The following is a 25,200-nucleotide window of genomic DNA, read 5'->3' on the forward strand; positions in this document are numbered from 1 at the left end:
CAGGGTGCCCCGTGATCGGGCGTCAGTGGCCGAGGCTGATGTAGCCGAGCTGCGCCGCCTTGAAGACCGCCTGGCTGCGGCTGACAGCATCGAGCTTGGCGGTGGCGTTGTGCATGTGGAAACGGATCGTGGCGCGGCTGCGCGAAATGATCATCCCGATCTCCAGATCGGTTTTCCCGACCGCCGCCCAGCGCAGACACTCCACCTCCCGCCGGGACAGCGTCACGCCGACCGGAAGCCGGGACGGTTCGTCCATGACGTTCGCATGGCTCGTGACGAAGGTGCGGCAGAGCTGACCGATCGCCTCGCCATGCTCCGAAAAGGGCCGTTCGAGGTCGATGAGAGAGGCGTCGCGAGGCACGACGCTGGCTGCTCCGATGCGGCCGAAGGGCATGTGCACCGGCACGACGATCGCCGCATTGCAGAACGCGCGGCGCGCGAAGTCGGAAACGTCGATGCGATGGAGCATGGGGTTCGGCGAAAGAGACCTGAAGCCCAGCGCATTGCACCACATGGGCTCGCTCTCGTAGCGGCAGGCCGTCGGCAGAGGCGATTCCAGCGCCAGACGCTGCCTGCGCCACCAGCTGTCTTCCGCCCTTTCGGTCCAGCCGAAAACCTCGGTGGCAAGAAGCCGGCCATCCGCATCGCACATGGCCCGACGGGAAGCGATGTTGCTCGTGGTGGCCACGCGCCAGTCGCCGAGCCGCTGCACGATCGCCTGCTTCAGGCAGAGCGCGGCGTCCTTGACGCCTTCCGGCGAGCGCACGCGAACGCCCGCCAACTCCTTGGATTCCAGCATCCTCCCGGAACTCCTCTTCCCAGGGTCCTCCGATCACCGGCGTCAGGAGCGACACCGGCGAAACCCTGCAGGCAGACTAACGGCTGCGCGGCGAAGATGCAAGTTTATGATCAGAAATAGTCATCCATCTTCGCCCAGCCGGGGCGCCCGGCGGCGCTCGACCGCGCCGAAGGCCGAGTAGCGGCAGCTTTCGCCGGGATACAGAACCGTGCCATGCGCGGTGTCGGTTTCCACCGGGACGAAGAAGCCGCGCGCCTTCAGATGTTCATCGTCGAGCAGTTCTTCAGGCGCGTTGACGATGCCGATCGGCAGGCCACGACGCTGCCCTTCCAGATAGGCGTCATGGCCGTTCTGGATCAGGAAGAAGGACTCCACCAGCTCCTGGATCTGGCCCATGTTGGCCTGCCGATGCAGCACATCGCCATAGGCCGGCTCGGTCAGCATCGCGGCCATGCCCAGCTCGTCCATCCAGGCGACGAGAATCTTCCAGCTGTGCTGATCGGCCAGGATGAGCGTATAGTAGACGTAGCTCCCGTCCGCGCACTCGTACATCGGCGACTGGGTCATGACCGGCTGCGCGTGACGGCAGGTCTGACGCAGCACCGGCACCCTGTTGTAGAGCCAGAACGGATTTCCGAGTTCCGTGTTCAGCGCGCTGGCGCTGTGCATGGAGACGTCGAGCAGTTGCCCGAGGCCAGTGGTCTGGCGCTCGATCAGCGCGGCCATGACCGCGATGTGGGCGAAGGCCGCCGTCGTGTGGTGCGCCTGCGGGCCGCCCGGCATGATGGGCGGGATGGAATGGTCGTCATAGCCGCACATGTGCAGAGGGCCGCCGGCCGCGAGCGCAACGAGATCGGAACTGCGATAGTCCGCCCACGGCCCGGTGAGGCCGTAGGGAGTCATCGACACGATCACGAGGCGCGGAAAGTCCTGGGACAAGCGGTCCAGATCGAGCCCGAGCTGCCTCAGCACGCCGGGCTGGAACGTCACGATCAGCATGTCGGCATCCGCGAGGAACGGCACGAGCGCCGCGTGGGGGTCGCCCGAGGCGAGATCGACGAGGACGCTCTTCTTGTTGGTGTTGTAGTACCAGAAGGTGAGGCTGTTCTCCGGCCCTTCCGCGCCGCCGGCATAGGGGCCGACATGGCGCGTCGCCGAGCCGGCCGGCGGCTCGAGCTTCGTCACCTCGGCGCCGAGTTCGGCGAAAAGACGCCCGAGGTACTCGCCGCCGACATGATCGGCGATCTCGACGATCTTCAGACCGGCATAGGGATGCGCGCTCATCCGAACACTCCTTCGTCGACGAGCCTGCGGTACTCGTCTTCGGCAAGACCGAGCACCTGCGTGGCGACATGGCGGTTGTCCTCGCCCAGCAGGGGCGCGGAGCGCCAGTTGTCCTGCCTGAGGCGCGAGAAGCGGACTGGCATTCCCTCGAACCGGGCCGGGCCGATGACCGGGTGATCGAGCTCGAAGAAGACGCCGGCCTGCGCCAGCTGCGGGTCGCGGTCGCACACGTCCTCGGTGGTCTGGACGGCGGCCGCCGCTACGCCGCGCTGCTGGAGGCGGTGCATGAGATCATGACGGTCGCGGCCGGCGGTCGCCCGGCCTACCAGCGCGTCGAGCGCGTCCTGGTTCTCGTGGCGGGCGGCCTGGGAGGCAAAGCGCGGATCGTCGTTCCATTCGGGATGGCCGAGTTCGGCGAGGAGGCTCAGCCATTCGGCGTCGTTGGCCACGGCGATGGCGACCCAGCGATCGGTCCCCAGCGCCGGGTAGACGCCGTGCGGCGCCATGGGCGGGTGCTCGAGACGGTTCCCGGTGGGAAAGCTGCCGCCGCGGGTCTTGCGGCCGTTGACGGTGACCTCGAGCATGACCGGGCCGAGCAGCGTGATGCCGGCCTCCACCGCCGATACGTCGATCTCCGTGCCCCTGCCGGTGAGGTTGCGGTGGTAGATCGCCGTCAACAGGGCGGCGGCGTTGTGGAACGCCGCCATGTTGTCCATGTAGCTCAGCCCCCAGCCGGAAGGTTCGCGCCCCGGCAGGCCGCTGACATGCGAGAGGCCGCTGACGGCCTGGACCACGGGGCCGTAGCTCTTGAAGTCGGCGTGCGGGCCGGAATGGCCGTAGCCGCTCATCCGCGCCATGATCGGCTCGGGGGTGAGTTCGCGGATGCGTTCATAGACGAGACCCCAGCGCTCCATCACGCCGGGCGCGAAATTCTCGGTCACCACGCTCGAGAGCGAGATGAGCCTTTCGCAGAGGGCCCGCCCCCGCGGGTCGCGCATGTTGAGCGTGATGCCCAGCTTGTTGCGGTTGAAGTTGTTGAAGAGGCCGCCCGCATTGGGGTCGGGATCGGCATCCTCGTCGCCGTAGGCGCGCGCGCCGGCGGTCTTGTTGATGGGCAGGCGTCGCGGCAGGTCGAGACGCTTGCTGTCCTCGATGCGGATCACCTCGGCTCCGAAATCCGCCAGCATTCGCGTGGCGATGGCGCCGACGCCCATCCAGCAGAAATCGACCACCCGAACGCCCGCGAGCGGTCCGCCGAGCGGGCGGGGCCGGCGTGTGGGGTCGGCGGCGGCGGCGGCCGTGATCGCCGCGCGTTCGGCCGCCTTCGGACTGGCTGTGGTCATGATGCTGGCCTCCTTCGGCCCGGGGATCACAGGTTCAGGGCGGCGCGCGCGATGATGCCGAGCTGGATCTCGCTGGTCCCTCCGAAGATCGACCAGGCGCGGCTGTTGAGGTATCGCGCCGCCGGGATGCGCTCGTCGCCGCTCTCGGGCAGGGCCAGGCCCGCCGCGCCGATCATCTCGCTCGCGAACTGCTCGACATCCTGCCGGATCTCGGAGGCGACGAGCTTCGTCGTCAGGCTGAGCGCGTCGGGCGGTTCGCCCGCCTCCATCGCGGCGGCGATCCGCAGTTCGGTCATCTCGAGGGCGACGGCCTCGATCTCGATGCGGGCGAGCCGGTCGCGCAGCAGGGGATCGTCGCGCCCGGGAAGCCGGTCGAACGATTCTCTCAGCCGCCTCGCTTCGGCCGCCAGCGCCGGACCGTAGAAGCTGCCGCCGCGCTCGTTCTCGAGAAGGAACTTGGCGATCGACCAGCCCTGCCCTTCCTCTCCGACCAGATCGGCCGCCGGAACCCGGACGTTGTCGAGGAAGAGGTCGTTGACCTCGTGGTCGCCCGAGGCGCTGCGGATCGGCCGGACCGTCACGCCCGGCTGGTTCATGTCGACGAGCAGGAAGCTGATGCCCCGCTGGGGCTTCACGGACGGGTCCGTGCGCGCCAGACAGAAGATGTGCGTGGCGTGCTGGGCCATGGTGGTCCAGGTCTTGGCGCCGTTCACGACGAAGTCACCCGAGCCGTCGCGCTCTGCGCGGGTCCGAAGGCTGGCGAGATCGGAGCCGGAGCCGGGCTCGGAGAAGCCCTGCGCCCAGAAATGGGCGCCGCGGCGCAGCGGCGGGAGGTAGCGCTCCTTCTGCTCGGCGGTGCCGAAGGCGCAGAGCACTGGTCCGAGGAGCTTGAGGCCCATGCCGGGGATGGTCGGCGCGCCGGCCCGCGCGAGCTCCTGCTCGAAGATGAAGCGCTGCAGGGGCGACCAGCCGATCCCGCCGGCCTCGCGCGGCCAGTGCGGCACCAGCCAGCCGCGGTCGTCCAGGACGCGCTGCCATTCCAGAACCAGCGGCGGCTCGGAGAACACGCCGGTGGTGCCGGCAGCGAGCCGCCTGAAGCGCTCGTCGAGCGCGACGTCGAGAAACGCCCTGACTTCGTCCCGGAAGGCCTCGTCCCGCGGGGAGAATGCGAGTTCCATCTCAGCGCTCCAGGATCGTCACGCCCGAGACGCCCGGCGCGCCGTAGACATGCGTGTAGCCGATGCGCGGCTCGCCCGGCACCTGCCGCGCGCCGGCTCGCCCGGACAGCTGCAGGACGTTCTCGTAGACCTGGCGCAGGCCCGAGGCGCCGATCGGCTCGCCGCAGGCGAGGCAGCCGCCGTCGGTGTTGACGGGCAGCGCGCCGCCGATCTCGGTGCGGCCCTCGGCCAGCCAGCGCTCCTGCTCGCCGTCGGCGCAGAAGCCGTTCTCGGCCATGTGCATGATCTCGGCGCCGGATTCGGTGTCCTGCAGCTGCGCGACGTCGACGTCGCCGGGATCGACGCCCGCGATCTCGAACGCGGCGCGCGAGGCCAGCCGCGTGGCGCTGTTTCGGCCGTCGCCCTCGATCATGGGTGCGAAGACCTCGAACGAACCTTGCGGGCGGCTCCGTACGGCCGCCGCGCGAAGCCGCACCGCCATCCCGCCGATCTCGCGCGCCTTCTTCTCGCTGGCGAGAACGAGGGCGACCCCGCCTTCGGCGGGCGAGCAGAACATGAATTTCGTCAGCGGGTCGGCGACCATGGTGGAGGTCGCGATGGTCTCCGCGTCCACCGGAGTGCGGCGCCAGGCGTGATCGGCGAGCGCGCCGTTGCGGTAGGCCTTCTCCGCGACGCGCACGAGCGACGGCTCGGTGATGCCGAACTCGTTCATGTAGCGCCTGATCTTCATGGCGAAGAACTGCGTCGTGAGCATCAGGCCGGTGTCGCCGTACCAGTCGGGCAGCCCCCAGTTTCGCGGCAGGGGATCGAAAGATCCGCGCGGATGCTTGTCGAAGCCGACCGCCAGGCCGAGATCGAACTGACCGGATGCGATCGCGCTGTAGGCGCCGAACAGGGCCGATCCGCCCGTGGCGCAACCGTTGGCGACGTTGATGAACTGGAGGCCGGTCGGTCCGAGCTCCGACACCATCGTGTCGGCATTCCCTGCCGAGTCCGAGCCGCCGAAGGCGAACTGCATGTCCGCCCAGGAAAGACCGACATCCGCAAGCGCCTGCCGGACGGCGAAGACACCTTGCTGGAGACCGCTTCGTCCCTCCGTCCGGCCGAAGGGATGGATGCCGACGCCGACGATGAAGACGGAACTCATTCGGAAAGGCCCTCCGGTTCGAAAGCGTAGGTCAAGACCTGGCGCGGCGGGCCACCGAGCATCAGCTCCAGCGGCACGACGCGCATCGGCATCCCGATCCGATATCCGTCGAGCGGCGCGCCGGTCAGCCGCCCCTCCACGATCAGTCCCCCGAGATCGACATAGCCCACCGCATAGGGTTCGAAGTCTTCCGGACCGGCATAGGGTGGGGATTTGGGTCGAAACCGTTGGACCGTCCATGACCACAGGGTGCCGCGGGACGGCAGCCGTTCGGGCTCATGGTCCTGACCGGATGGTTTGGGGAACACGAGCCGCCCGGTCGCGCGATGGCGGCCTCCGAGCAGGGTAATCCGGCCGTCGGTCGACGGTTCGAATAGCTCGGCGCCGACGGGTTCGATGGGGTGCGTGCTTGCCATCGTCGGAAGATACCCAGAGCCGCCGACCAACCGAACTAGCCGTTGCGATAGGGTTCCGCGCTCCGCCCGACCGATATTCTGACCTTCAGCGAGGTGGACATGAATTTTCGTGCGAGCGACGAGCAGGTGATGCTGCGCGACAGCATCGAACGTTTCGGGCAGGCCGAAGCCGCCGCGCCTCCCGATCGTCATCTGGCCGGACTGATCGAGCTGGGGCTGTTTTCCCTGCCCGTGCCGGCAGCCGCGGGCGGACTCGATGGCGGTTGCGACGACGTCATGGTGATGATGGAGACCATCGGCCATCAGCTGCTCGGCACGCCGGCTCTCGGCCTGAACGCCTTCGCCGATCTCCTCGGCCGTCACGGAACGCCGTCACAGCACGCCTCGTGGCTCACGCCCGCGATCGAAGGCAGGATCCGGGTCGCCACAGGTCGGATGGACGCCGCAGCGATCGATGGCGGGTTGCTGACGGGCTCGGCCCCCTTCGTTCCGGACGGGGCGACGGCGGACGTGATACTGCTTCATGGCCCGGCGGGCGTCTTCGTGGCGCGCGCCGCCTCGGCCGGCGTCACGCGCAGCGCCCTTCGCCTCGTCGACGACAGCTTTGCCGCTGCCCTGGAGTTCGAGAGAGTACCGGTCGAAGCCATCGGCGCGTCGCCGCAGGACGTCGAAGATGCTTCGGCCCGCGCGATGACGGCCGCCGCCGCCATGGCCGTCGGTATCATGGAACGGCTGCTCTCCGACACGCTCGCCCATGTGAGAACACGTCACCAGTTCGGCGTCCCGATCGCCAGTTTCCAGGTCGTTCAGCATCGATTGGCGCGGCTCTACGTATCCGTGGCCCAATGCCGGTCGCTGGTGATGGCCGCTGCGCTCGGCGCCGCGAAGGGAGGGCGCGACTGGCGCCGCATGACCGCCGCCGCCCACGCGCTGACGATTGAGCGGTCCATGCAGCTGGCTCACGAATGCGTGCAGTTCCATGGTGGGATGGGCATCACGCGGGAGCTTGCCGTCAGCCGCGGCCACAAGCAGTTGATGATGCTGTCGCGTCTTCATGGCAGCGCCGCCGGCTCCCGCCGAAACTTCGACAGGCTGAGCGCCGCCGAGGCCTGAGAACGTGACGGCGCCGTGCCGATCGCGCGGCGTCGACGTGACGCGCGCGCTCTTTCGGGTTGCAGTCGGCATCGTCCTCGCGGGCTTCCCAGGGTTCTGGAGGCTGATTTGCCCGACCGCCCCACGATCGGGCCACGGGATCCCTCGCGAAAAACTACGAACCACCCGGACGGTCCAATAATGTGTCGACGCTTGCCGCGCCGCCGACTATGGTCGCGAGCAACTGTAACGTCACCGGACCAATCCTTTGAGCGACGCCCCAGCCACTTCAGCGCAACAGACGCCCGAGCGAGCGCCGCTGCCCAAACGGCGCGGACCGAAGGTCGACGTGGAACTGACCCGTCAGCGGCGGGAAGACATCCTGCGCGAAGCCGCCAACCTGTTCGATCAGGTCGGCTATCACGGGGTGAACATGGAGATGATCGCGGAAGCCGCGGGGCTCAAGAAGCCGACGCTCTATCACTACGTGAAGGGTAAGGACGAGATCCTGTACATGATGCAGAAGGCGGTCATCGTCGGCGTCCGGCAAGGAATCGACGACAGGGCAGCGGCGGGCGAGCCGCCCCTGAATCTGCTGCGCGGGGTCTACGAGGATATCTTCCGGCAACTGAACGAGGCGCCGGGTACGATCCGATCCTTCTTCGAACACGGCCGCGAACTGCGAGCCGAGCATCAGGCAGACATCCGCAAGGAGCGCGATGCCTTCAACCGTGTGGTGGTGAAGATCATCTCCGAAGGCATGGCGTCCGGCCTGATCGCGCGCGCCGACCCGCGGCTCACGGCGCTTTGCTTCTTCGGCGTCGTGAACTGGGCCTACCAGTGGTACAACCCCGTCCGGGACGGCGACCCCGAAACCGTCGCTACGAAATGCTTCGACATCTTCAGCCGCGGAATGGTTTCGAACCCCTCCGCCTGAGACCCTGGACGAGGCCCGCGGCATTCATCGGCCTTCGGCCCATATAGAACTACCGACTGGACGGGCGATTAATTAATCGGTACGGTCGCGCGATGGATCCATTGACGCGCCTCACCCACGAACGTGCCTGCGAAAGGCTGATCTACGCCCTCGCGCGTGCGCTGGATCGTTACGACTACGATGCCGCGCTGGCGCTCTGGTCCGAAGACGGGGTCTTGTGCGTCCCCGGTCGCGACCACGCCGGGCAAGGCGAAATCAGGCGATGGATGGGACAGCGGGAGAAGGACATGATCTGCCGCCACATCGTCACCAACGTCATCGTCGACGTCATCGACGATGTGACCGCCGAAGCGACCTCGTACTGCAGCACGTGGCGCGTGCGCGGGTGGCGCGGAAGGGAGCCGGGACCCATGGTCCCGCAGGCTTACGCCGTCGAATTCATCGACAGCTTCCAACGCAAGGACGATCAGGGATGGCTGTTTGCGCGCCGCGAGGTCCGCGTGGCGCTGGCGGGCGTCGAGCAGCGCCAGGCCCTGCGGGCGACGTAGCGCCGATGACGCATTACACGGCCGTGAACGCGCCGTCGATGACCATGGCCGAGCCGTTGACGTAAGCGGCTTCCCGGGATGCCAGGAACAGAATGCCGGCGGCGATCTCCTCCGGCTCGGCGAGTCGTCCCTGCGGCACCGTCCGGATGCGCTCGTCACGCGCCGCGGCGGGTATGGCCTTCGACAGGGGCGTATCCACGAATCCGGGGTGGATCGAATTGGCCCGCACCTGTCGGCCGCTCTGTGCGCATTCGACGGCCGTCACGCGCGAAAACATCTCCACGCCGGCCTTCGCCGCAGAATAGGGACCGGATCCCCAGCCGGCGACCCTGCTGCGGATCGAGGATACGTTGACGATGGCCGCATCCCCGGACTTTTCCAGCCACGGCATCGCCGCCATGGTGCCGAGGAATACGGAGTCGAGATTGACGGCAAGACTGGCGCGCCACTGCTCCGGCGTCGTATCGAAGATCGAACGAAGCTCTCCCCAGCCGGCATTGTTGACGAGCACGTCCAGGCGCCCGAAGGCAGCCCCCACCGCGTCCATCGCCGCCTTCCATTCCGCGCTGGACGTGACGTCCAGCCTGATGCTGATGTGTCCCTGGCCGGTCAGGCCGGCATGGGTCTTCTCGAGCGATGCCGTGTCGATGTCGGCCAGAACGAGCGTCGCGCCTTCATCGGCGAAGGCGCGCGCCGTAGCGGCTCCGATCCCCTTGGCGGCGCCGGTGATCATCACGATGCGGTCCCTGTGACGGTCAGCTGCGGCCATCGGCATCCTCCTTGGACATTGCGAGTATCTCCGTAAAATCGGGATTTCGGCGATCGAGAATGGATTCCATCCGCTCTCGCACCCCGCGATCGAAGGCGCGCGTGGTGACGACGTAGAAGATGCGGAGCCGGATGGCCCGGACCACCATGTCGGCGACCTCGGCAGGTTCCATGGCATGCCGTTTGGCGCTGCGGTAGCGGCTGAGGTTTTCTGCGCTGTCGGCCAGAACGCCGCCCGGTGGCGTCATGCCCGCAGGCCGGTTTCGCTCGCTGTCTCCGATCGCGGTGGCGACGACGCCCGGACAGAGTGCCGTGACGCCGATCGGCGAAGCTTCGGCGCGAAGGTTCGCGTAGAGCGCTTCCGTCGCCCGGAGCGCGGCGTGCTTGGATGCGCCATAGGCGGGCGAATGCGTTCCGCTGACGAGCCCTGCCACCGAGATCGTGTTGACCACGTGTCCCCATCCACCCTGTGCGCGCATGCGCGGCACGAAAGACTGTATGCCGTGCACCACGCCCATCAGGTTGACACCGAGGCTCCACTGCCAGTCCTGGGGCGTCGTTTCCCAAATCGGGCGAAGGCGCGCCCCCGGGACGACGCCGGCATTGTTGCAGACCACGTGTACCGCGCCGAAGCTGCGCCATGCGGTGTCGGCCAGTTCGCCGACGGCTGCCGCGTCGGCCACGTCCGTCAGCGACGTCACCACGTCCGCGCCACCGGCACGGAGCGCCTCGGCGACCTTGTCCAGCGGGGCCTGCTCTATGTCGGCCAGCACCAGACGCATGCCCTCCCCGGCGAAGCGTTCGGCAAGGCCCCGTCCGATGCCGCTTGCCGCACCGGTCACGACGGCGACCTTGCCGGAAAGATCGATGGCGCTCATTGCGGCTGCGCGGGCACGGTGTAGTTCAACACCAGCCTCCCTCCGTCGACATAGATGGTCTGTCCGACGATGTAGCCGGCGTCGTCGGAGGCCAGGAACGAGACCGCCGCGGCGATCTCCTCGGGCTTGCCCAGCCGCCGCGCGGGTGTGCGCGACATCATCGCCGCGGTGACGGCCGGATCGCTCTGGACGACCTTCGCCGCCATTTCGGTTCCGATCGTGCCGGGTCCCACCGCATTCACCCGGATGCCGTGATCGATCAGTTCGAGCGCCATGACACGGGTCAGCTGACGCAACGCGGCCTTGGAAGACGCATAGGCGGCGAGGCCAGGCTGGGCGAGTTCCGCCGTCACCGAGGTGATGTTCACGATGGCGCCGCCCTTCCCGGCCGCGATCATCGCGCGCGCTGCTGCCTGCGAGAGCACCAGCGGGGCACGGACGTTCACGTCCATCGCGCGGTCGAACTCGGCCGGATCGAGCTGCAGGAACGGCCGCGTGGCGACGAGTCCGGCATTGTTCACGAGAATGTCGATACCGCCGAAGATTCCGCTCACGCGTTCGACGACGCCGGCGGCAGCTTCAGGCCCGAGACCGAGAAGATCCACCTCCATCGCCAGGGCGTCGGGGCCAAGGCGTCCGGCCTGTTCGGCCGCGACGACCGCGTTGCGATCGAGCAGGACGACGCGCGCGCCATCCCGCAGGAGCCGCTCGGCGCAGGCGAGGCCGATGCCCTGCCCCGCCCCGGTCACCAGTGCCACCTTGCCGTGATGCTGCATAGCGCTCCTCCCACGCCATGCTTGACCGGCCGAAAAACCGACGCAAGCCGCCGCCCACTCCCCAAAGGGCTAGGGGCGGACTCCTTGACAAGCCTCGGTCGCATATAAATACTAGTCCGACCAGTCGGTTGTTATTACAAACGACGACTGCAAGGGAGGAAGGACATGTTTTCGAAGACTTTTCGCGCACTGGCCGCCGCCGGAGCGCTGATGTTTGCCGCTCCTGCCATGGCTCAGGACGTGAGCCCCGAATGGCAGAAGGTCATCGACGCCGCCAAGCAGGAAGGCCGCGTCACGATCTACTCTGCCCAGGGCCTCAAGCAGCTCAATGATCTGGGGGCGAAGTTCAAGGAGAAATACGGCATCGAGGTCGAGGTGGTGCGCGCCATCGAAGCCGACTTCCTGCCGAAGCTCAAAGCGGAATTCGATTCGGGCACCGGGATCGCGGACGTGGCGATCATCACCAGCACGATCGCCCTCAAAGACCTCGGCCAGCAGGGCTACTTCGTGCCGGCCACCGGCCCGGCCTTCGAAAATCCCGACTACAAGAAATCCGAACGCATGACGGACGGAATGTCCTTCATGACGAACGCGACGATCCTGACCTATTCGTGGAACACCGAACTCGTTCCCGACGGCATCAAGGACTACGACGACATCTTCAAGAAGGAACTGGAAGGACTGATCGGCATCCCGCGCGCGTCCGTATCGACGATCGTGGACTTCTACTTCTACCTCGAGGAAAACTATGGCGCCGACTATGTCGAGCGTCTGGCCGCCATGAAGCCGCGCATCTATCCGAGCGCGCTGACGATGGCCCAGGCGCTGTCGGCCGGCGAGGTGGGCGTGATCCTGTTCGGCGAGCCGCAGGTGGACGAGAAGGCCGCCGGGGCTCCGGTCGAGTCCGGGTTCGGCAAGGTCGTCTGGGGCGCGCGCTTCTTCGGCAACGTGACCAAGGTCGCGCCGCATCCGAACGCCGCGCAGCTGCTCGCCAACTTCATCGTGACGCCGGAAGGCCAGGCTGCGATCGCCCGCAAGACCGCCGCGACCCTGCCGAACATTCCGGGAGCCGTCGCCGAGATCGACAGCGTTCGCGTTCCGGACGCGTCGAAGCTGACCAAGGAGAATGTCGAGGCGTTCCAGGCGCGCTTCAACCAGTTGTTCGGCTCGAACTGACGTCCCTCCCAAGCCGAACGTCCTGCCGGCGGCCCTCGTGGTCGCCGGTTTTTTTTATGCGTTGACCAGACGTGTGAAGATGCCCGCCCCTCGGCCAGACGCGAACAGCCGCCGGCCTCAGCGCAGTGTGAGCCCGCCGTCGATGACAAGCGTCTGGCCGCTCACGTAGCTGGCACCGTCGGACGCGAGGAAGGCGACCGCGGCGGCGAGTTCCCCGGGTCTGCCCAGCCGCCGCATCGGCACGTCGGCGCGCATGGCCTCCACGATCTCGTCGGGTACGCTCAGCGTCATGCCGGATTCCATCTGGCCGGGCGCGATCGCGTTGACGCGAATCCCTCGCCCGGCCCACTGCGCAGCAAGGTCGCGCGTCAGATGGATGAGGGCGGCCTTGGAGGTCGTGTAAGGCACGATCTGCGCCCGGTCGGGCGTGAACGACACGAGGCCGCCGGTCGAGGCGATGTTGACGATGCTGCCCGACCCCTTCTCCAGCATGATCCGGGCCGCCTCGCGCGCGGCGATGAAGGCGCCCGTCAGGTTGACGCCCATCACCTTGTTCCAGCCGGAAAGCGGGATGTCCTCCGGCGCGCCGGACCAGCTCGCGCCGGCATTGTTGACCAGGATGTCGAGGCCGCCGAAGCAATCGGCGACCTGCGCGACGACGTTCCTGACCATCGTCTCGTCGGACACGTCGCAGGCAAGCGCCATCGTCTCCGATCCGAAGCGGGCCCGGATCTCGTCCGCCAGACTGCGGCACTGGTCGAGCTTGCGCGCCGCCAGCGCGACTCTCGCGCCCCTGTCGGCGAGCGTGGCCGCGATGACGCGGGCGATTTCTCCATGGCCGCCGAGAACCAGGGCTGAACGGCCGTCGAGCCGCGTGAGCCGATCGACGAATCCGGGGGAGATGGTTTCGGTCATGCCGGACCCGCCTTTCAGATGGTTCGCGCCAGACGCTGCGCCTCGAACAGGGCGTGCGTGATGCGGCGTGGCGCGACGCAGTCGCCGATCATGTGCACGGGCAGTCGCCCTCCGCCCGGCGGCGGCGTGGCGATGCGCCCGGTCTGCGCCACGATAAGATCCGCCGGCAATTGCTCCTCCTCGCCGGACGCGAGATTGATCGCCACCGCTCCGCCGCCGGCGGCGGCCTCGACGGCGGTGAGCACGCGGAAGGAGGTTCCGCCAGCCCCCAGCCGCCCGAGCATGGGGGCCACGCTTTCGTTCGGCAGATGCGCGCCCAGCGCGGCCGATGTGGTGGCGAATGTCACGCGCCAGCCGGCTTCGACGAGCATCTCGGCGACGCCATAGCTGAACCAGAAGCCCGTCCCCTCGTCGGCGAAAACGGCGCGTCCCGCGCCGGACGGTATGGGCGCGCCGTCCCTCAGGACATCCGCCCAGCTCAGGACGGCAGGAGAACCGACGTCGCCGGACAATCCGGCCGGCACCGCGCCGGTCGCCAGGACGACTTCATCGAAATCGGCCTCCAGCGCCGCCAGCTCGGCGATGCGGCTGTTGAACCTGACTTCTGCGCCGGATTCCCGCAGTTCGCCGATCAGGTGGTCGACGATGCGCAGCAGGCCGGCGCGATGGGGAAGGCTGGCAGCCAGGAGGAACTGGCCGCCGAGCGCCTCGGTGGCTTCGAAGAGCGTGACGGCGTGGCCGCGGACGGCCGCGATTCGAGCCGCCTCCATGCCGGCCGGCCCGCCGCCCACCACCGCCAGACGCCTCGGCCGTCCGGCGGGGGCGAGCCCGTCGAAAGGGGTGCGCATCTCGCGGCCGGTCTCGGGATTGATCGAGCAATGCAGATGCGGCGAGAAGGCGCGGCATTCCTGATTCAGCCCGATGCAGGGACGGATCCGCGAAGCGCGGCCATCGCGCGCCTTGTCGGAGAATTCGGGGTCGGCGATGAAGGCCCGCGCCATACCGATCATGTCGGCGACGCCGTCCTCCAACAGCCGTTCAGCCAGTTCCGGCGTCTGGATCTTCTGGCCGACGATGACCGGCAGGCCGCATTCGGCGCGAATGATGCCCGCGACGCGCGCCGCCGGCGCGGCAGGATGGGTCGCGTCCTTCACGTAGGCGCCGCGCATGCCGATGGTGATGCTCAGATAGTCGGTCTCTCCCTGGCGGGTAAGCAGCTGGCTGATGCCCACCGTATCGCGGATGCCGAGTCCGCCCGGAACTTCCTCATCCGCCGACAGGCGGACGCCGATGATGAAGCCATCGCCGCAGGTTTCGCGAACACGGGCGACCGTTTCGGTCACCAGGCGCGTCCGGTTCTCCAGATCGCCGCCCCAGCCATCACGGCGGCGATTGCTCGCTGCCGACAGGAACTGTGCAAAGAGATAGCCATGGGCGGCGTGAAGTTCGACGCCGTCGTAACCGCCGTCGCGCAGGTTCACCGCGGACGCAGCGAACGAGTCCACGAATCCCCGTATCTCCGATTCGTCCATTTCGTGCGGCGGATAGGCGTCGCGCGGGCCGCGGATGGCGGAAGGGCCTCGTGGAGCGAACTCCGATTCCATGCCGATCGTCTCGCGGCCGAGATGACAGAGCTGGCCCACGATGCGCGCGCCGTTCGCATGCACGATGTCGCAGCGCCGACGCATGATCGCGCGGGCGTCGGGGTTGAAGCCTTCAGCAAGGATTCTCGCGCGGAACGCCGCATCCGGCGTCGCGACGGTCGCGCCGGTGATCACCAGTCCGAGCCCGCGGCTCCGGATCTCGTAATAGGCGAGGTCGTCGTCCGTGGGCAGGCCGTCGCGCACCATCGCGGTCCCATGCGGCAGCATGACGAGTCGGCTCTGCAGGTCGAGCCGGCCGCGACGGTAGGCGGAGAAAAGTCGCGGAAACGCACGTGCCGCCATCAGCACCTCCCTGCCGCGTCGGTATTTTCTAGACCGACCATACGGTCGACTATTCGAGCCTTCTCGTCGCAGGTACGCCCTGTCGTTGTCAAGTGCCACTTGCAAGTGGTGGCGCAACGCGTACAGGCCAGGCGGTGGGATTGACTCGACCCCTCGAAATTACAATAGTTCGACTGGTCGGTTGATAGTTTTTAATCGAACAACGGGGATCGGCGCCGGCGGATGAGGAACGTTCGCTGCCGATGCCTTTGCGGATGATGATGTCCGCAAGCATGAGGACCAGCGGGAGGAGCAGCTGTGGCCGAAGTTCGTATCGAGGCGCTGCACAAGGAATTTCGAGGCAAACCGCCGACGGTCGCTGCCAGGAACATGAACCTGACCATCGGGGATGGCGAATTCCTCGTCCTTCTCGGGCCGAGCGGCTGCGGAAAGACGACCACCTTGCGCTGCCTCGCGGGCCTCGAATCGCCCGATCGCGGCAAGATCACGATCGGCAGGGGCGTGGCGCTCGATGCGGCGAGCGGCACCGACCTGCCGCCCGAGAAGCGCGACATCGGCATGGTCTTCCAGTCCTATGCGCTCTGGCCGCACCTCACGGTGCGCCAGAACATCGAATACCCTCTCAAGGCGCGCAGGCTGCGGGAGGGGCTTCAGGACGGCTGGGCGCTGGAAATGGCGAAGCTGGTCGAGGTCGAGTCGCTGATGGACCGCTATCCCGGCCAATTGTCGGGCGGACAGCAGCAGCGCGTGGCTCTGGCGCGCGGTCTCGTGGCGCGGCCGGGGCTCGTCCTGTTCGACGAACCGCTCTCCAACCTCGACGCCCGCCTGCGCGACCAGGTGCGCAGCCAGTTGCATCAGCTTCATTCGCGCCTGCGTTTCACGGCCGTCTTCGTCACCCACGACCAGTCGGAAGCGCTGTCGCTGGCGGACCGCATCGCCGTCATGAACAAGGGTTCGATCGAGCAGCTCGACACCGCGCGCCGCGTCTTCGAAGAACCGGCGACAGAATATGTCGCCGGCTTCATGGGCATGACAGAACGCCTGCCGATGACGCTGCGGGATGGCGCCTGGATGCTGGCCGGAGAGTCGGCGCTGAAGGGCATTCCCCCCGCGCTGAAAGCTGGGGCCGAGATGGTGGCCCGGGTGCGGCCGCAGGACCTCTACATCGAACCGGACGGTACCCAGCCGCCGGAGGGTTCGGTCTGCTTCACGGCGACGGTGGAGGACGTGGCCTTCGCCGGGCGCTTCTCCGACATCGTCGTGAGCGCCGGGGGACGCCGGATGCAGGGCCGCACCATGCCGGGAACGGGCACCGGAGGCATCGCGCCCGGCCAGAAGGTCTGCGCACGTTTCGCCGCCGATCGCGCCGCCTTCTATGCGACGGACGGACAGCGCCTGGCCGGAAATCTCCTGACCGGGGGCTCACTCCATGGCCACTGAGGTCCTGAACGGCAATGCCAGCCGGTTCGCCGCCAGGCGCATGGCTCTCTTCGTCTTCGTCGCCCTTCTCGCCCTGCTCGTTCTCCTGCCTCTGGCGCGGCTGCAGTGGCTGGCTTTCTCGAACGGCGGCCAAGGCTATCGCGACGCCTTCGGCACGCCCGCGATCTGGGAGACCATCCTCAACACGGTCGGCCTCGCGATCGGTTCGACCGCGGTCGCGCTGGTCTTCGGTACGCTTCTGGCGTGGTGGGCGACGCAGCTATCGCCGCGGCTTCAATGGCTGCGCGTGCTGCCGATCCTTCCCATCGTGATCCCGGCGGTGGCGTCCGTCTCGGGCTGGGCCTTCCTGTTCTCGCCGCGCCCGGGCTACCTCAACGCCCTTCTGCGGCAGCTGCCGTGGTGGTCGGATCTGCGCTTCGGTCCGGTCGACATCTATACCCTTTTCTGGATCGTCGCGATCACCGGTTTTGCGCTGTCGGCCTTCGTCTACCTGTTCGTCAGTTCGGGTCTGCGCAACATCAACTCCGAGCTTCTGGAAGCCGCGCGGACATCCGGCGCCTCCGCCTTCAAGGCCTTCTTCCAGGTGACGCTGCCCCTGCTGCGCCCCGTGCTCGTCTACGGCGGCGGTGTCGCGCTGCTTCTCGGCCTCGGCCAGTTCACCGCGCCGCTGCTGCTCGGCACCAACCAGGGCATCAACGTGCTCACGACCCAGATGTACTGGGCGACGCAGTCCGAACCGATCAACCACGCGGCGGCGGCCGCCATCGGCTCTCCGCTCCTGGTCTTCGGCATCATCATGGTCTTCGCGCAGAAGATGCTGCTCGGCGACCAGACGCGATACGTCACGCATGGCGGCCGTGCGTTCCGTGCGGCCGGAAAGCCGTCAGTGCTCGCGGCGGTCGGCATCTTCACCTACTTCGTTCTCACGACCCTGCTGCCGCTCGTCTCGCTTGCGATCCTTTCGCTCTCGCCGTTCTGGAGCGCGAACCCGAAGATCTCCAACTTCACGCTGGAGAATTTCCGCGTGGCCTTCGGCGAGTCCGTGATCGTCGGCGCGATCATCAACTCCGTCATGACGTCGCTGGTCGCGGTCGCCATATCGCTCGTCATCGGCTTCATCGTGGCCGTCGTGACCATACGCGGCCGCCGGTACTGGCTGCTGCGGTCGGTGATGGACATCATCGTCGCCCTGCCGCTCGGCGTACCCGCCGTCATCTTCGGCGTCGGCTTCCTGCTGGCCTATTCCATGCCGCCGCTGATGCTCTACGGCAGCCGCTGGCTCATCATCATCGTCTACGTGACGCTGATGCTGCCGTTCACGACGCGCATGCAACTCGCCGGCATGCTGCAGCTCGGCTCGGCCTACATCGAGGCGTCGCGCGTCTGCGGCGCGAGCTATCTGAAGACGGACCTCTGGATCACCTTGCCGCTGATGCGGTCCACGCTGGGTGGCGCGGCGGCGTTGATGTTCGTTCTCCTGACCCATGAATTCACGGCTTCGGTCCTGATCCGCACCCCGCGCAACCAGGTCATGGGGACCGTGCTGTTCGACTACTGGCAGAACGGCGGCTACCCGCTCGTTGCCGCCATCGCGCTGATCATGACCGGCGTCACAGCCATCGGCGTCGTCCTCGCCATGCTGCTGGGTGGTCGCGACGCGCTTACACGTATCTGACGAGAAGGATCGAGACGATGTTCGAGTTCAGCGCGCGCGCCAGAGAGGTGCACGACCGTGTCCGCGACTTCATGGACACGCACGTCATTCCCAACGAAGCGGTCTATTTCGCCGAGCAGGAGAAACTGTCGGATCGCTGGGACAGCCCGCCGATCATGGACGAACTGAAGGCGAAGGCGAAGGCGGCCGGGCTCTGGAACCTGTTCCTGCCGGAAAGCCATCTCGGCGCGGGGTTGACCAACCTCGAATATGCGCCGCTCTGCGAACTGATGGGCCGCTCCTATATCGGGCCCGAGGTCTTCAACTGCATGGCGCCCGACACCGGCAACATGGAGATCATCGAGCGCTACGGTACCGAGGAGCACAAGGAACGCTGGCTGAAGCCGCTCCTCGACGGCGTCATCCGCTCAGCCTTCTCGATGACCGAACCGGACGTCGCGTCCTCCGACGCCACCAACATCAGCCTGTCGGCGGTCCGGGACGGCGACGACTACGTGCTCAACGGCCGGAAGTGGTGGACCTCGGGCGCCGGGGACAATCGGACGACGCTTCTGATCGTCATGGCGAAGACGAACCCTGAAGCCCCGCGCCACGCGCAGCACTCGATGATTCTCGTTCCGAAGGACGCGCCGGGGGTGAAGCTGATCCGCTCGCTGACGGTCTTCGGCTACGAGCACACCCCCTATGGACACTTCGAGATCGTCTACGACAACGTGCGCGTGCCGGCATCGAATGTCCTGCTCGGCGAGGGCCGCGGCTTCGAAATCGCGCAGGGCCGACTCGGACCCGGCCGCATCCATCATTGCATGCGTATGATCGGCGTCGCCGAACGCGGACTCGACGCCATGATCGCGCGGGCGCGCCAGCGCGTCGCCTTCGGCAAGCCGCTTTCCGAGCAGGGAATGGTGCAGGAGCAGATCGCGCTCTCCCGCATCGAGATCGATCAGGCGCGGCTGCTCACGCTCCATGCCGCGCACATGATGGACACGGTCGGCAACAAGGCCGCCCAGTCGGTGATCGCCCAGATCAAGGTTGCCGCGCCGAACATGGCATTTCGCGTACTCGATCGGGCAATCCAGGTGCATGGTGGCGCCGGCGTGTCGCAGGACACGGGCCTCGCGGCCGCGTGGACCTTCACCCGCGCCGTGCGTCTGACCGACGGGCCCGACGAGGTTCACCTGCGCGCGATCGCCAGGATCGAGCTGAAACGCGATCTTCCCGCAAGGCCGTGGTGAAGCCGATGCCTCTGTACGACGAGACCAGCCCCGTCCGGCCGGGGCATGCATTCGACGAACCCCGCCTGCTCGACTACCTGACGCGGCGCGTTCCGGGAATCGGCCAGGATGCGACGGTGCGGCAGTTTCGCGGCGGCCAGTCCAACCCGACCTTCCTCATCCGGAGCGGCGACCGTGCCTTCGTCCTGCGCAAGAAGCCGCCGGGCGCGCTGCTGCCGTCCGCGCATGCCGTGGAGCGCGAATATGCGGTGATGAAGGCGCTTGCCGGCACGGAGGTGCCGGTGCCCGCCATGCTGCATCTCTGCGAGGATGCCGAAATCCTCGGCACGGCCTTCTATGTGATGGAAGGTCTCGAAGGCCGGGTCTTCCGTGACCTCCGCCTGCCCGAGCTTTCGCCTGCCGAACGCGGCGCGATCTACGACACGATGAACCGGACGCTCGCCGCCCTTCACAGCGTGGACTGGCGCTCGATCGGCCTCGAGGGATTCGGCAGGCCGACGGGCTATGTCAGCCGGCAGGTCGCGCGCTGGACGAAGGCCTACGAGGCGACCCGCACGCACGAGATCGGGTCGATGGACAAGGTCATGCCTTGGCTGGCCCGCAATGTTCCGCCCGGCGACGAGGACGCGATCAATCACGGCGATTTCCGCGCCGAGAACATGGTGTTCCATCCGACGGAGCCTCGCGTGCTGGGCGTGCTCGACTGGGAGCTCGCGACGATCGGCCATCCGCTGCCGGACCTCGCCTACAACTGCCTGCCCTGGAATGTGACGCCGGATTTTCCCGGCATCGGCGGACTGGTCGGCCTGCCGCCGGAGCATGGCATCCCCTCGGAAGCCGAGTACGTTGCCGCCTATTGCGAGCGGACGGGGCGCAGGCAGATTGACCACTGGGACTACTACGTGGCCTTCTCCTTGTTCCGGACGGCCGCGATCCTCCAGGGGGTCCACGCCCGCGCCCTGCAGGGGACGGCGTCGAACGAGAATGCGCTCGCGGTCGGCAGACTTGCCGAGCAGGCGGCCGACCTCGCCTGGTCGGCGGCGGAGCGCGACGGACGGCCGTAGCGCTTCAAAGACGGCCCGGATAGGGGGCGTTATTCAAGCCTCGTGTCGATTGACATCGGGGCCGGCGGGGATAATAGTCAATCGACTGGACGGTCGGGTAATTATCGGGAGCTTCGGGGTATGGGCATGACATCGGCCATGATCGTGGCGACGGCGCGGACGCCGATCGGGCGCGCCTATCGCGGCGCGTTCAACACGACCTCCGCACCCACCCTCGCCGCCCATGCGATAACTCACGCCATGGCGCGCGCCGGAGTGTCCGGGGACGAGGTCGAGGACGTGATCCTCGGCGTCGCGCAGCAGCAGGGAACGCAGGGCTTCAACGCGGCGCGGCAGTCGGTCATCCGCGCCGGCCTGCCGGTCGAGGTGGCCGGAACGTCGGTGGACCGGCAATGCGCGTCCGGGCTCCAGGCGATCGCGAACGCTGCGCGGGCCGTCGCGGCCGGCGACGTTTCGATCGCCGTCGCCGGCGGGGTCGAGAGCATCAGCCTCGTCCAGAACAAGCACTACAACCTGTTCCGCTGGAACGACGACGACATCCTGCGCGCGAAGCCGGCGCTCTACATGCCCATGATCGACACCGCCGAAACGGTGGCAACACGATACGGGGTGTCGCGCGAGGCGCAGGACGCCTATTCGCTCGAGAGCCAGCGCCGCACGGCCGCCGCCCAGGCCCAGGGCCGGTTCGACGCAGAGATCGTCCCGCTCGCCACGCGCATGGAAGTGACCGACAAGGCCACCGGCGCGACGAGCCTGCGCGAGGTCACGCTGGACAAGGACGAGGGCAACCGTCCGGACACGACGGCCGAAAGCCTCGCGGCGCTGAAGCCGGTGCGCGACGGCGGATCGATCACCGCAGGCAATGCGAGCCAGCTCTCCGACGGCGCGAGCGCCTGCGTCGTCATGGCCGAAGCGGAGGCGGTCCGCCGCGGCCTGCAACCGCTCGGACGCTTCATGGGCATCGCCGTCGCCGGCTGCGAACCCGACGAGATGGGCATCGGCCCCGTGTTCGCGGTGCCCAAGCTGCTGGCGCGACACGGCCTGGCGGTCGACGACATCGGCATCTGGGAGCTCAACGAGGCGTTCGCCGTGCAGGTCATCCACTGCCGGAACCGGCTGGGCATTCCTGACGAGCGGCTGAACGTCTCGGGCGGAGCGATCTCCATCGGCCATCCCTACGGGATGAGCGGCGCGCGCATGACGGGCCACGTCCTGCTCGAGGGCAAGCGGCGCGGCGCGCGCTATGGCGTGGTCACCATGTGCGTGGGAGGCGGCATGGGAGCGGCGGGATTGTTCGAAATTCTCTGAACACTGCGGGAGGACGCGGGTGAACGGGACGAAAGAGCCGGATTGGCGGGCGATGGGCCTGTGGCGGGACGATGACCTCTGGTCGAGCTTCGTCGCGGCAGCCGACGGCCCCGGACGAAATGCAACGGTGCGCGACGAGGCAGGCACCGTTTCGCTGTCGGGATTGCTCGCGGCGGCGCTGAGGGTCGCAGGCGGTTACCGGGCGGCGGGCGTCGGGGCCGGCGACGCCGTCGTCGTGCAGGCGCGAAACTCCATCGACGCCTATGCGGCGGTGCTGGCCGGCTTCTCCCAGGGCATCGTCGCAGTGCCGGTTCCGCCGATGTTCTCGCCGGGCCAGCTGATCGCCGTGGCGTCGAACAGCAACGCGCGGGCGATGGTTCTCCTCGAGGAAGGCTCGGCCGGTGTCGCTGCCGAGCTTCTTTCGGCGCTGCCGGACCTGAAGGCTGCCTTCGTCGGCGACCGGGTCCCTCAGCACGCGGACGCACGCATGCAGCCATGGGCGAACGCGCGCGATGCCGCGCCAGCACCCGCGAGCCCGCCCGGCCCCGACGCCGATGCGCTCGTCCTCTATTCCTCGGGTTCGACCGGCGCACCGAAGGGCGTCGTCCATTCGGGCAACTCGCTTCGCTTCGCGATCGAGGCGCTGGCCCGTTTCCACGAGGTCGCCCCGGCCGACCGTGTTCTGGTCGTGCTCGAGTTCGGCTTCGTCGGCGGCACCGTTCTGGGCGCCCTGCTCGCTTTCATGGCCGGTGCATCGACCGTCCTGATGCGCAAGTGGGACGCCGGCCGCTGCATGTCGACGATCGAGCGCGAGCGCTGCACCTACACCCTGCTGATGCCGACCCATGTCTACGATGTGGTGAACCACCCCGCGCTGGGAGCCGTGGACTGCAGCTCGATGCGCCGCGCCATTCTCGCCGGAGGCTCGACCGAACAGCGTCGCCGCGCCACCGGCGCCTTCTGCGCCATCGCGTTGCCCATGTACGGCATGTCGGAGTCGATGGCGCATTGCACCTGTGCCCTCGACGACCCCGAGGAGATGCGGGTCACCGTCGACGGCCGCGCGCTGCCGGGAACGGAGATGCGCATCCTGACGGAGGCAGGCCAGCCGGCCCTGCCGGGCGAAACCGGCCGCGTTTATCTGCGCGGCCCCAACCGCCTGCGCCGCTATCAGTCGCGGCCCGACTTGAACGAGCGGGTGATCGACGCCGACGGATGGTTCGACACCGGCGACAAGGCGCGCGTTTCCGAAGGCGGCTGCATGACCTTCCAGGGCCGCGCCTCGGAGGTCATCCGCCGGGGAGGCATGATGATCCAGCCGGCCGAAGTGGAGGCCGCGTTTCGCGGCATGAGCGGCGTGGCCGAGGTTGCGGTGATCGGCATTCCCGACGAGCGGCTCGGCGAACGCGCCTGCGCCTGCATCCTGTCGCACGACCTGGCGCCCGACCTCGAGTCCATGCGCGCGCATCTGCAATCCGTGGGACTGCCGCGATACCAGTGGCCGGAACTGCTGCTGAACTTCCGCGAATTCCCTCGAACTCCCTCGCTGAAGGTGCGCCGCGCGGATCTCGCGCTGCTGGCGCGCGAGCAGCTTGGAAAACTGCACCAGTCGGAAGGACTTCTTCATGGCAGCTCACGACAGGATGCAATGTGATCTCATCGTGATCGGCGGCGGCATGGCCGGCATGACCGCAGCCGCGCGCGCCGCCGAAGCGGGAGCGCGCGTGGTCGTCGTGGAAAAGGCGCCCGCCATCGGCGGCTCGGCGCTTCTGTCGGGAGGCTTCGTCTGGACAGCCACCTCACGGGCGCAGATGGATCGCCACGACGACGGCGACCCCGCGCTTCATGCGGTCGTGGTGGAGGAGTTTCCGCACGTGATGGAATGGCTGCGCGGGCGGGTGGAGACCGGGCCGCCCGTGCGCGTGCTCTACGGCAGGGGCCAGCAGATCGACATTGCCGCCTACATGCGGGGCTGTGTGGCGAGCGTCGAGGCGGCGGGCGGCTTCGTCGTGCCCGACACACAGGTCACTGAGATCATCATGCGCGGCGGTCGCGTCGCCGGCGCCCTCACCGCGCATGCGGACGGGGAAACGGAACTCGAGGCAGAGCATCTGCTGGTCGCAACCGGCGGGGCGCAGGCCGACCCTGACCTTCGTGCGCGCATGGTCCATCTGGCGGCAAGGAGCATGCGGCTTCGTTCCAACCCTCACAGCGACGGCGGCGGCCACCGGCTGGCGATCGCCGCAGGCGGAGCGATGGCCGGTCCGAACGCGGGCTTCTATGGCCATCTGCTGGCACGCGGCTGCCCCATGCGCGGCGATTCCGACTTCGTCCGGTTCACCCAGTACCACTCGATTCACGGCGTGCTACTGAACGGATCCGGGAAACGCTTCTGCGACGAGAGCTTCGACGATCATTCGAGCGCGCAACTCACGCTGCGCCAGCCAGGCGCGGCCGCGCTCCTCGTTCTCGACGCACGCGCCCAGCGCGAATTCGGCGTGTCCGCCCCGGTAGCGGGCGCCGAACCGATCGACCGGCATCGCCTGGCGATGGAGGCCGGGTGTCCCGGAGGCGTGTTCGACACGATCGAGGAGATCGGAGCCTTCGCAAGCTCGATCGGCTACGACGGCGCGGCCTGCATCGCGACACTGCTCGAATACAATCGCCACATGAAGAGCGGACCCGAGCAGGCCCGCCCTCCGCGCGAGAGCAACGGCCGCGCGCTCGAGGAAGCCCCCTGGTACGTCCTCGAGGTGGACAGCGCGATTACGTTCACCTTCGGCGGCCTGTCGACGGACACACGGGCGCGCGCGCTCGACGCCTTCGGCGAGCCCATCCCCGGTCTCTACGTTGCCGGGGCCGATGTCGGAAACGTCTATCGAAAGGGCTATGCCGGCGGCCTGGCGCTGGCCGCGACCTTCGCGTTCCGGGCGCTGCGGACCGCCGGCCTCCAGCCTACTTGCTGACCGCCCATTCGACAGGGTTCAGCCTGTTCAGCTTTGGCGACCACCGAACGACCTGGATATCGGCATAGACCCCGGCCTTCACGAAAGGCTCGGCCGCGAGCCAGGCTTTCACCTCGTCGATGTTCGCGGCGCTGAACGAATAGACCGATCCGCACTGGTTGCCGTCGTCGTCGGCGATCAGGCCGGCGAGCATGATGCGGTCGTCGTTCTCCAGCACGTAGGCGCGGTGCTCGGCCCGGACCGAGTCGCGGAGCGGCATCGAGTGCGGCGGGTGGTCGGTGGCGAATACGAGAAACTGGGGCATGGTGT

23 protein-coding genes are annotated in these 25,200 nt (G+C 67.7%); 11 read left to right on the forward strand and 12 right to left on the reverse strand.

The genetic code is table 11. From position 1 onward, the window contains the following. Positions 1–22: 22 nt before the first annotated feature. The 6 genes from IAI54_RS11950 to IAI54_RS11975 all read right to left on the reverse strand — a co-directional run bounded on the left by IAI54_RS11950 (position 23) and on the right by IAI54_RS11975 (position 6,167). Positions 23–799 (reverse strand): helix-turn-helix transcriptional regulator, encoded by a 777-nt coding sequence (locus IAI54_RS11950; RefSeq protein ID WP_187972545.1) that lies wholly within the window; start codon positions 797–799, stop codon positions 23–25. Positions 800–919: 120 nt separating this feature from the next. Beyond that, positions 920–2,083 (reverse strand): CaiB/BaiF CoA transferase family protein, encoded by a 1,164-nt coding sequence (locus IAI54_RS11955; RefSeq protein WP_187972546.1) that lies wholly within the window; start codon positions 2,081–2,083, stop codon positions 920–922. Then, positions 2,080–3,426: a CaiB/BaiF CoA transferase family protein gene (locus IAI54_RS11960; RefSeq protein ID WP_187972547.1), complete on the reverse strand. Its 1,347-nt coding sequence runs from the start codon at positions 3,424–3,426 to the stop codon at positions 2,080–2,082. Before IAI54_RS11960 ends, IAI54_RS11955 begins: the two co-directional genes overlap by 4 nt. Positions 3,427–3,452: 26 nt before the next feature. Then, positions 3,453–4,604: an acyl-CoA dehydrogenase family protein gene (locus IAI54_RS11965; protein WP_187972548.1), complete on the reverse strand. Its 1,152-nt coding sequence runs from the start codon at positions 4,602–4,604 to the stop codon at positions 3,453–3,455. A 1-nt stretch (position 4,605) separates the two neighbouring features. Then, positions 4,606–5,751 (reverse strand): thiolase family protein, encoded by a 1,146-nt coding sequence (locus tag IAI54_RS11970; protein ID WP_187972549.1) that lies wholly within the window; start codon positions 5,749–5,751, stop codon positions 4,606–4,608. After that, positions 5,748–6,167, reverse strand: a complete 420-nt coding sequence (locus IAI54_RS11975) for a Zn-ribbon domain-containing OB-fold protein (RefSeq protein WP_187972550.1) — start codon at positions 6,165–6,167, stop codon at positions 5,748–5,750. Before IAI54_RS11975 ends, IAI54_RS11970 begins: the two co-directional genes overlap by 4 nt. A gap of 99 nt (positions 6,168–6,266) precedes the next feature. Here IAI54_RS11975 and IAI54_RS11980 point away from each other — a divergent pair, with 99 nt between their 5' ends. The 3 genes from IAI54_RS11980 (at position 6,267) to IAI54_RS11990 (ending at position 8,744) form a co-directional block, all read left to right on the forward strand. Beyond that, positions 6,267–7,280, forward strand: coding sequence for an acyl-CoA dehydrogenase family protein (locus tag IAI54_RS11980; protein WP_187972551.1), 1,014 nt, complete (start codon positions 6,267–6,269; stop codon positions 7,278–7,280). Between the two features lie 328 nt (positions 7,281–7,608). Continuing rightward, entirely contained in the window at positions 7,609–8,196 is a 588-nt protein-coding gene (locus tag IAI54_RS11985; RefSeq protein WP_187972552.1) for a TetR/AcrR family transcriptional regulator, read from the forward strand. 101 nt (positions 8,197–8,297) lie between these two features. Next, positions 8,298–8,744, forward strand: coding sequence for a nuclear transport factor 2 family protein (locus IAI54_RS11990; protein ID WP_187972553.1), 447 nt, complete (start codon positions 8,298–8,300; stop codon positions 8,742–8,744). A gap of 13 nt (positions 8,745–8,757) precedes the next feature. On the opposite strand, the gene IAI54_RS11995 is transcribed toward IAI54_RS11990, so the two are convergent. The 3 genes from IAI54_RS11995 to IAI54_RS12005 are packed head-to-tail and all read right to left on the reverse strand — an operon-like array spanning position 8,758 to position 11,166. Continuing rightward, positions 8,758–9,513, reverse strand: coding sequence for an SDR family NAD(P)-dependent oxidoreductase (locus IAI54_RS11995; RefSeq protein ID WP_187972554.1), 756 nt, complete (start codon positions 9,511–9,513; stop codon positions 8,758–8,760). Further along, positions 9,500–10,390: an SDR family NAD(P)-dependent oxidoreductase gene (locus tag IAI54_RS12000; protein WP_187972555.1), complete on the reverse strand. Its 891-nt coding sequence runs from the start codon at positions 10,388–10,390 to the stop codon at positions 9,500–9,502. The genes IAI54_RS11995 and IAI54_RS12000 overlap by 14 nt, the downstream gene beginning before the upstream one ends. After that, entirely contained in the window at positions 10,387–11,166 is a 780-nt protein-coding gene (locus IAI54_RS12005; RefSeq protein WP_187972556.1) for an SDR family NAD(P)-dependent oxidoreductase, read from the reverse strand. Before IAI54_RS12005 ends, IAI54_RS12000 begins: the two co-directional genes overlap by 4 nt. A 165-nt stretch (positions 11,167–11,331) precedes the next feature. Here IAI54_RS12005 and IAI54_RS12010 point away from each other — a divergent pair, with 165 nt between their 5' ends. Then, positions 11,332–12,342 (forward strand): ABC transporter substrate-binding protein, encoded by a 1,011-nt coding sequence (locus IAI54_RS12010; protein ID WP_187972557.1) that lies wholly within the window; start codon positions 11,332–11,334, stop codon positions 12,340–12,342. A 117-nt stretch (positions 12,343–12,459) separates the two neighbouring features. Here IAI54_RS12010 and IAI54_RS12015 read toward each other — a convergent pair whose 3' ends face one another. Further along, positions 12,460–13,257 carry an SDR family NAD(P)-dependent oxidoreductase gene (locus tag IAI54_RS12015; protein ID WP_187972558.1) on the reverse strand — a complete coding sequence of 266 codons (798 nt, stop codon included), beginning with the start codon at positions 13,255–13,257 and terminating at the stop codon, positions 12,460–12,462. A gap of 14 nt (positions 13,258–13,271) precedes the next feature. Beyond that, entirely contained in the window at positions 13,272–15,302 is a 2,031-nt protein-coding gene (locus IAI54_RS12020; RefSeq protein ID WP_210321238.1) for an oxidoreductase, read from the reverse strand. Between the two features lie 198 nt (positions 15,303–15,500). Between IAI54_RS12020 and IAI54_RS12025 the strand changes: the two genes are divergently transcribed. The 7 genes from IAI54_RS12025 (at position 15,501) to IAI54_RS12055 (ending at position 24,891) form a co-directional block, all read left to right on the forward strand. After that, positions 15,501–16,643, forward strand: coding sequence for an ABC transporter ATP-binding protein (locus tag IAI54_RS12025; RefSeq protein WP_210321239.1), 1,143 nt, complete (start codon positions 15,501–15,503; stop codon positions 16,641–16,643). After that, positions 16,633–18,318: an ABC transporter permease gene (locus tag IAI54_RS12030; protein ID WP_187972559.1), complete on the forward strand. Its 1,686-nt coding sequence runs from the start codon at positions 16,633–16,635 to the stop codon at positions 18,316–18,318. Before IAI54_RS12025 ends, IAI54_RS12030 begins: the two co-directional genes overlap by 11 nt. 17 nt (positions 18,319–18,335) lie before the next feature. Beyond that, on the forward strand, positions 18,336–19,553 hold the full coding sequence (locus tag IAI54_RS12035; RefSeq protein ID WP_187972560.1) for an acyl-CoA dehydrogenase family protein: 1,218 nt from the start codon (positions 18,336–18,338) through the stop codon (positions 19,551–19,553). Between the two features lie 5 nt (positions 19,554–19,558). Then, the gene (locus tag IAI54_RS12040) at positions 19,559–20,617 is read left to right on the forward strand and encodes a phosphotransferase (protein ID WP_187972561.1); all 1,059 of its coding nucleotides are present in this window, start codon (positions 19,559–19,561) and stop codon (positions 20,615–20,617) included. Positions 20,618–20,743: 126 nt separating this feature from the next. Then, positions 20,744–21,925, forward strand: coding sequence for an acetyl-CoA C-acyltransferase (locus IAI54_RS12045; RefSeq protein WP_187973133.1), 1,182 nt, complete (start codon positions 20,744–20,746; stop codon positions 21,923–21,925). A gap of 19 nt (positions 21,926–21,944) precedes the next feature. Further along, a complete protein-coding gene (locus tag IAI54_RS12050) occupies positions 21,945–23,579 on the forward strand; it encodes a class I adenylate-forming enzyme family protein (RefSeq protein ID WP_187972562.1) in 1,635 nt (544 codons plus the stop codon). Continuing rightward, positions 23,551–24,891: an FAD-dependent oxidoreductase gene (locus IAI54_RS12055; protein ID WP_187972563.1), complete on the forward strand. Its 1,341-nt coding sequence runs from the start codon at positions 23,551–23,553 to the stop codon at positions 24,889–24,891. The genes IAI54_RS12050 and IAI54_RS12055 overlap by 29 nt, the downstream gene beginning before the upstream one ends. Here IAI54_RS12055 and IAI54_RS12060 read toward each other — a convergent pair. After that, positions 24,881–25,195 (reverse strand): YciI family protein, encoded by a 315-nt coding sequence (locus tag IAI54_RS12060; protein WP_187972564.1) that lies wholly within the window; start codon positions 25,193–25,195, stop codon positions 24,881–24,883. The two genes, IAI54_RS12055 and IAI54_RS12060, sit on opposite strands and share 11 nt — an antisense overlap. Positions 25,196–25,200 lie beyond the last annotated feature (5 nt).

The sequence above is a fragment of the Aquibium microcysteis genome, from assembly GCF_014495845.1.
GTDB lineage: Bacteria > Pseudomonadota > Alphaproteobacteria > Rhizobiales > Rhizobiaceae > Aquibium > Aquibium microcysteis.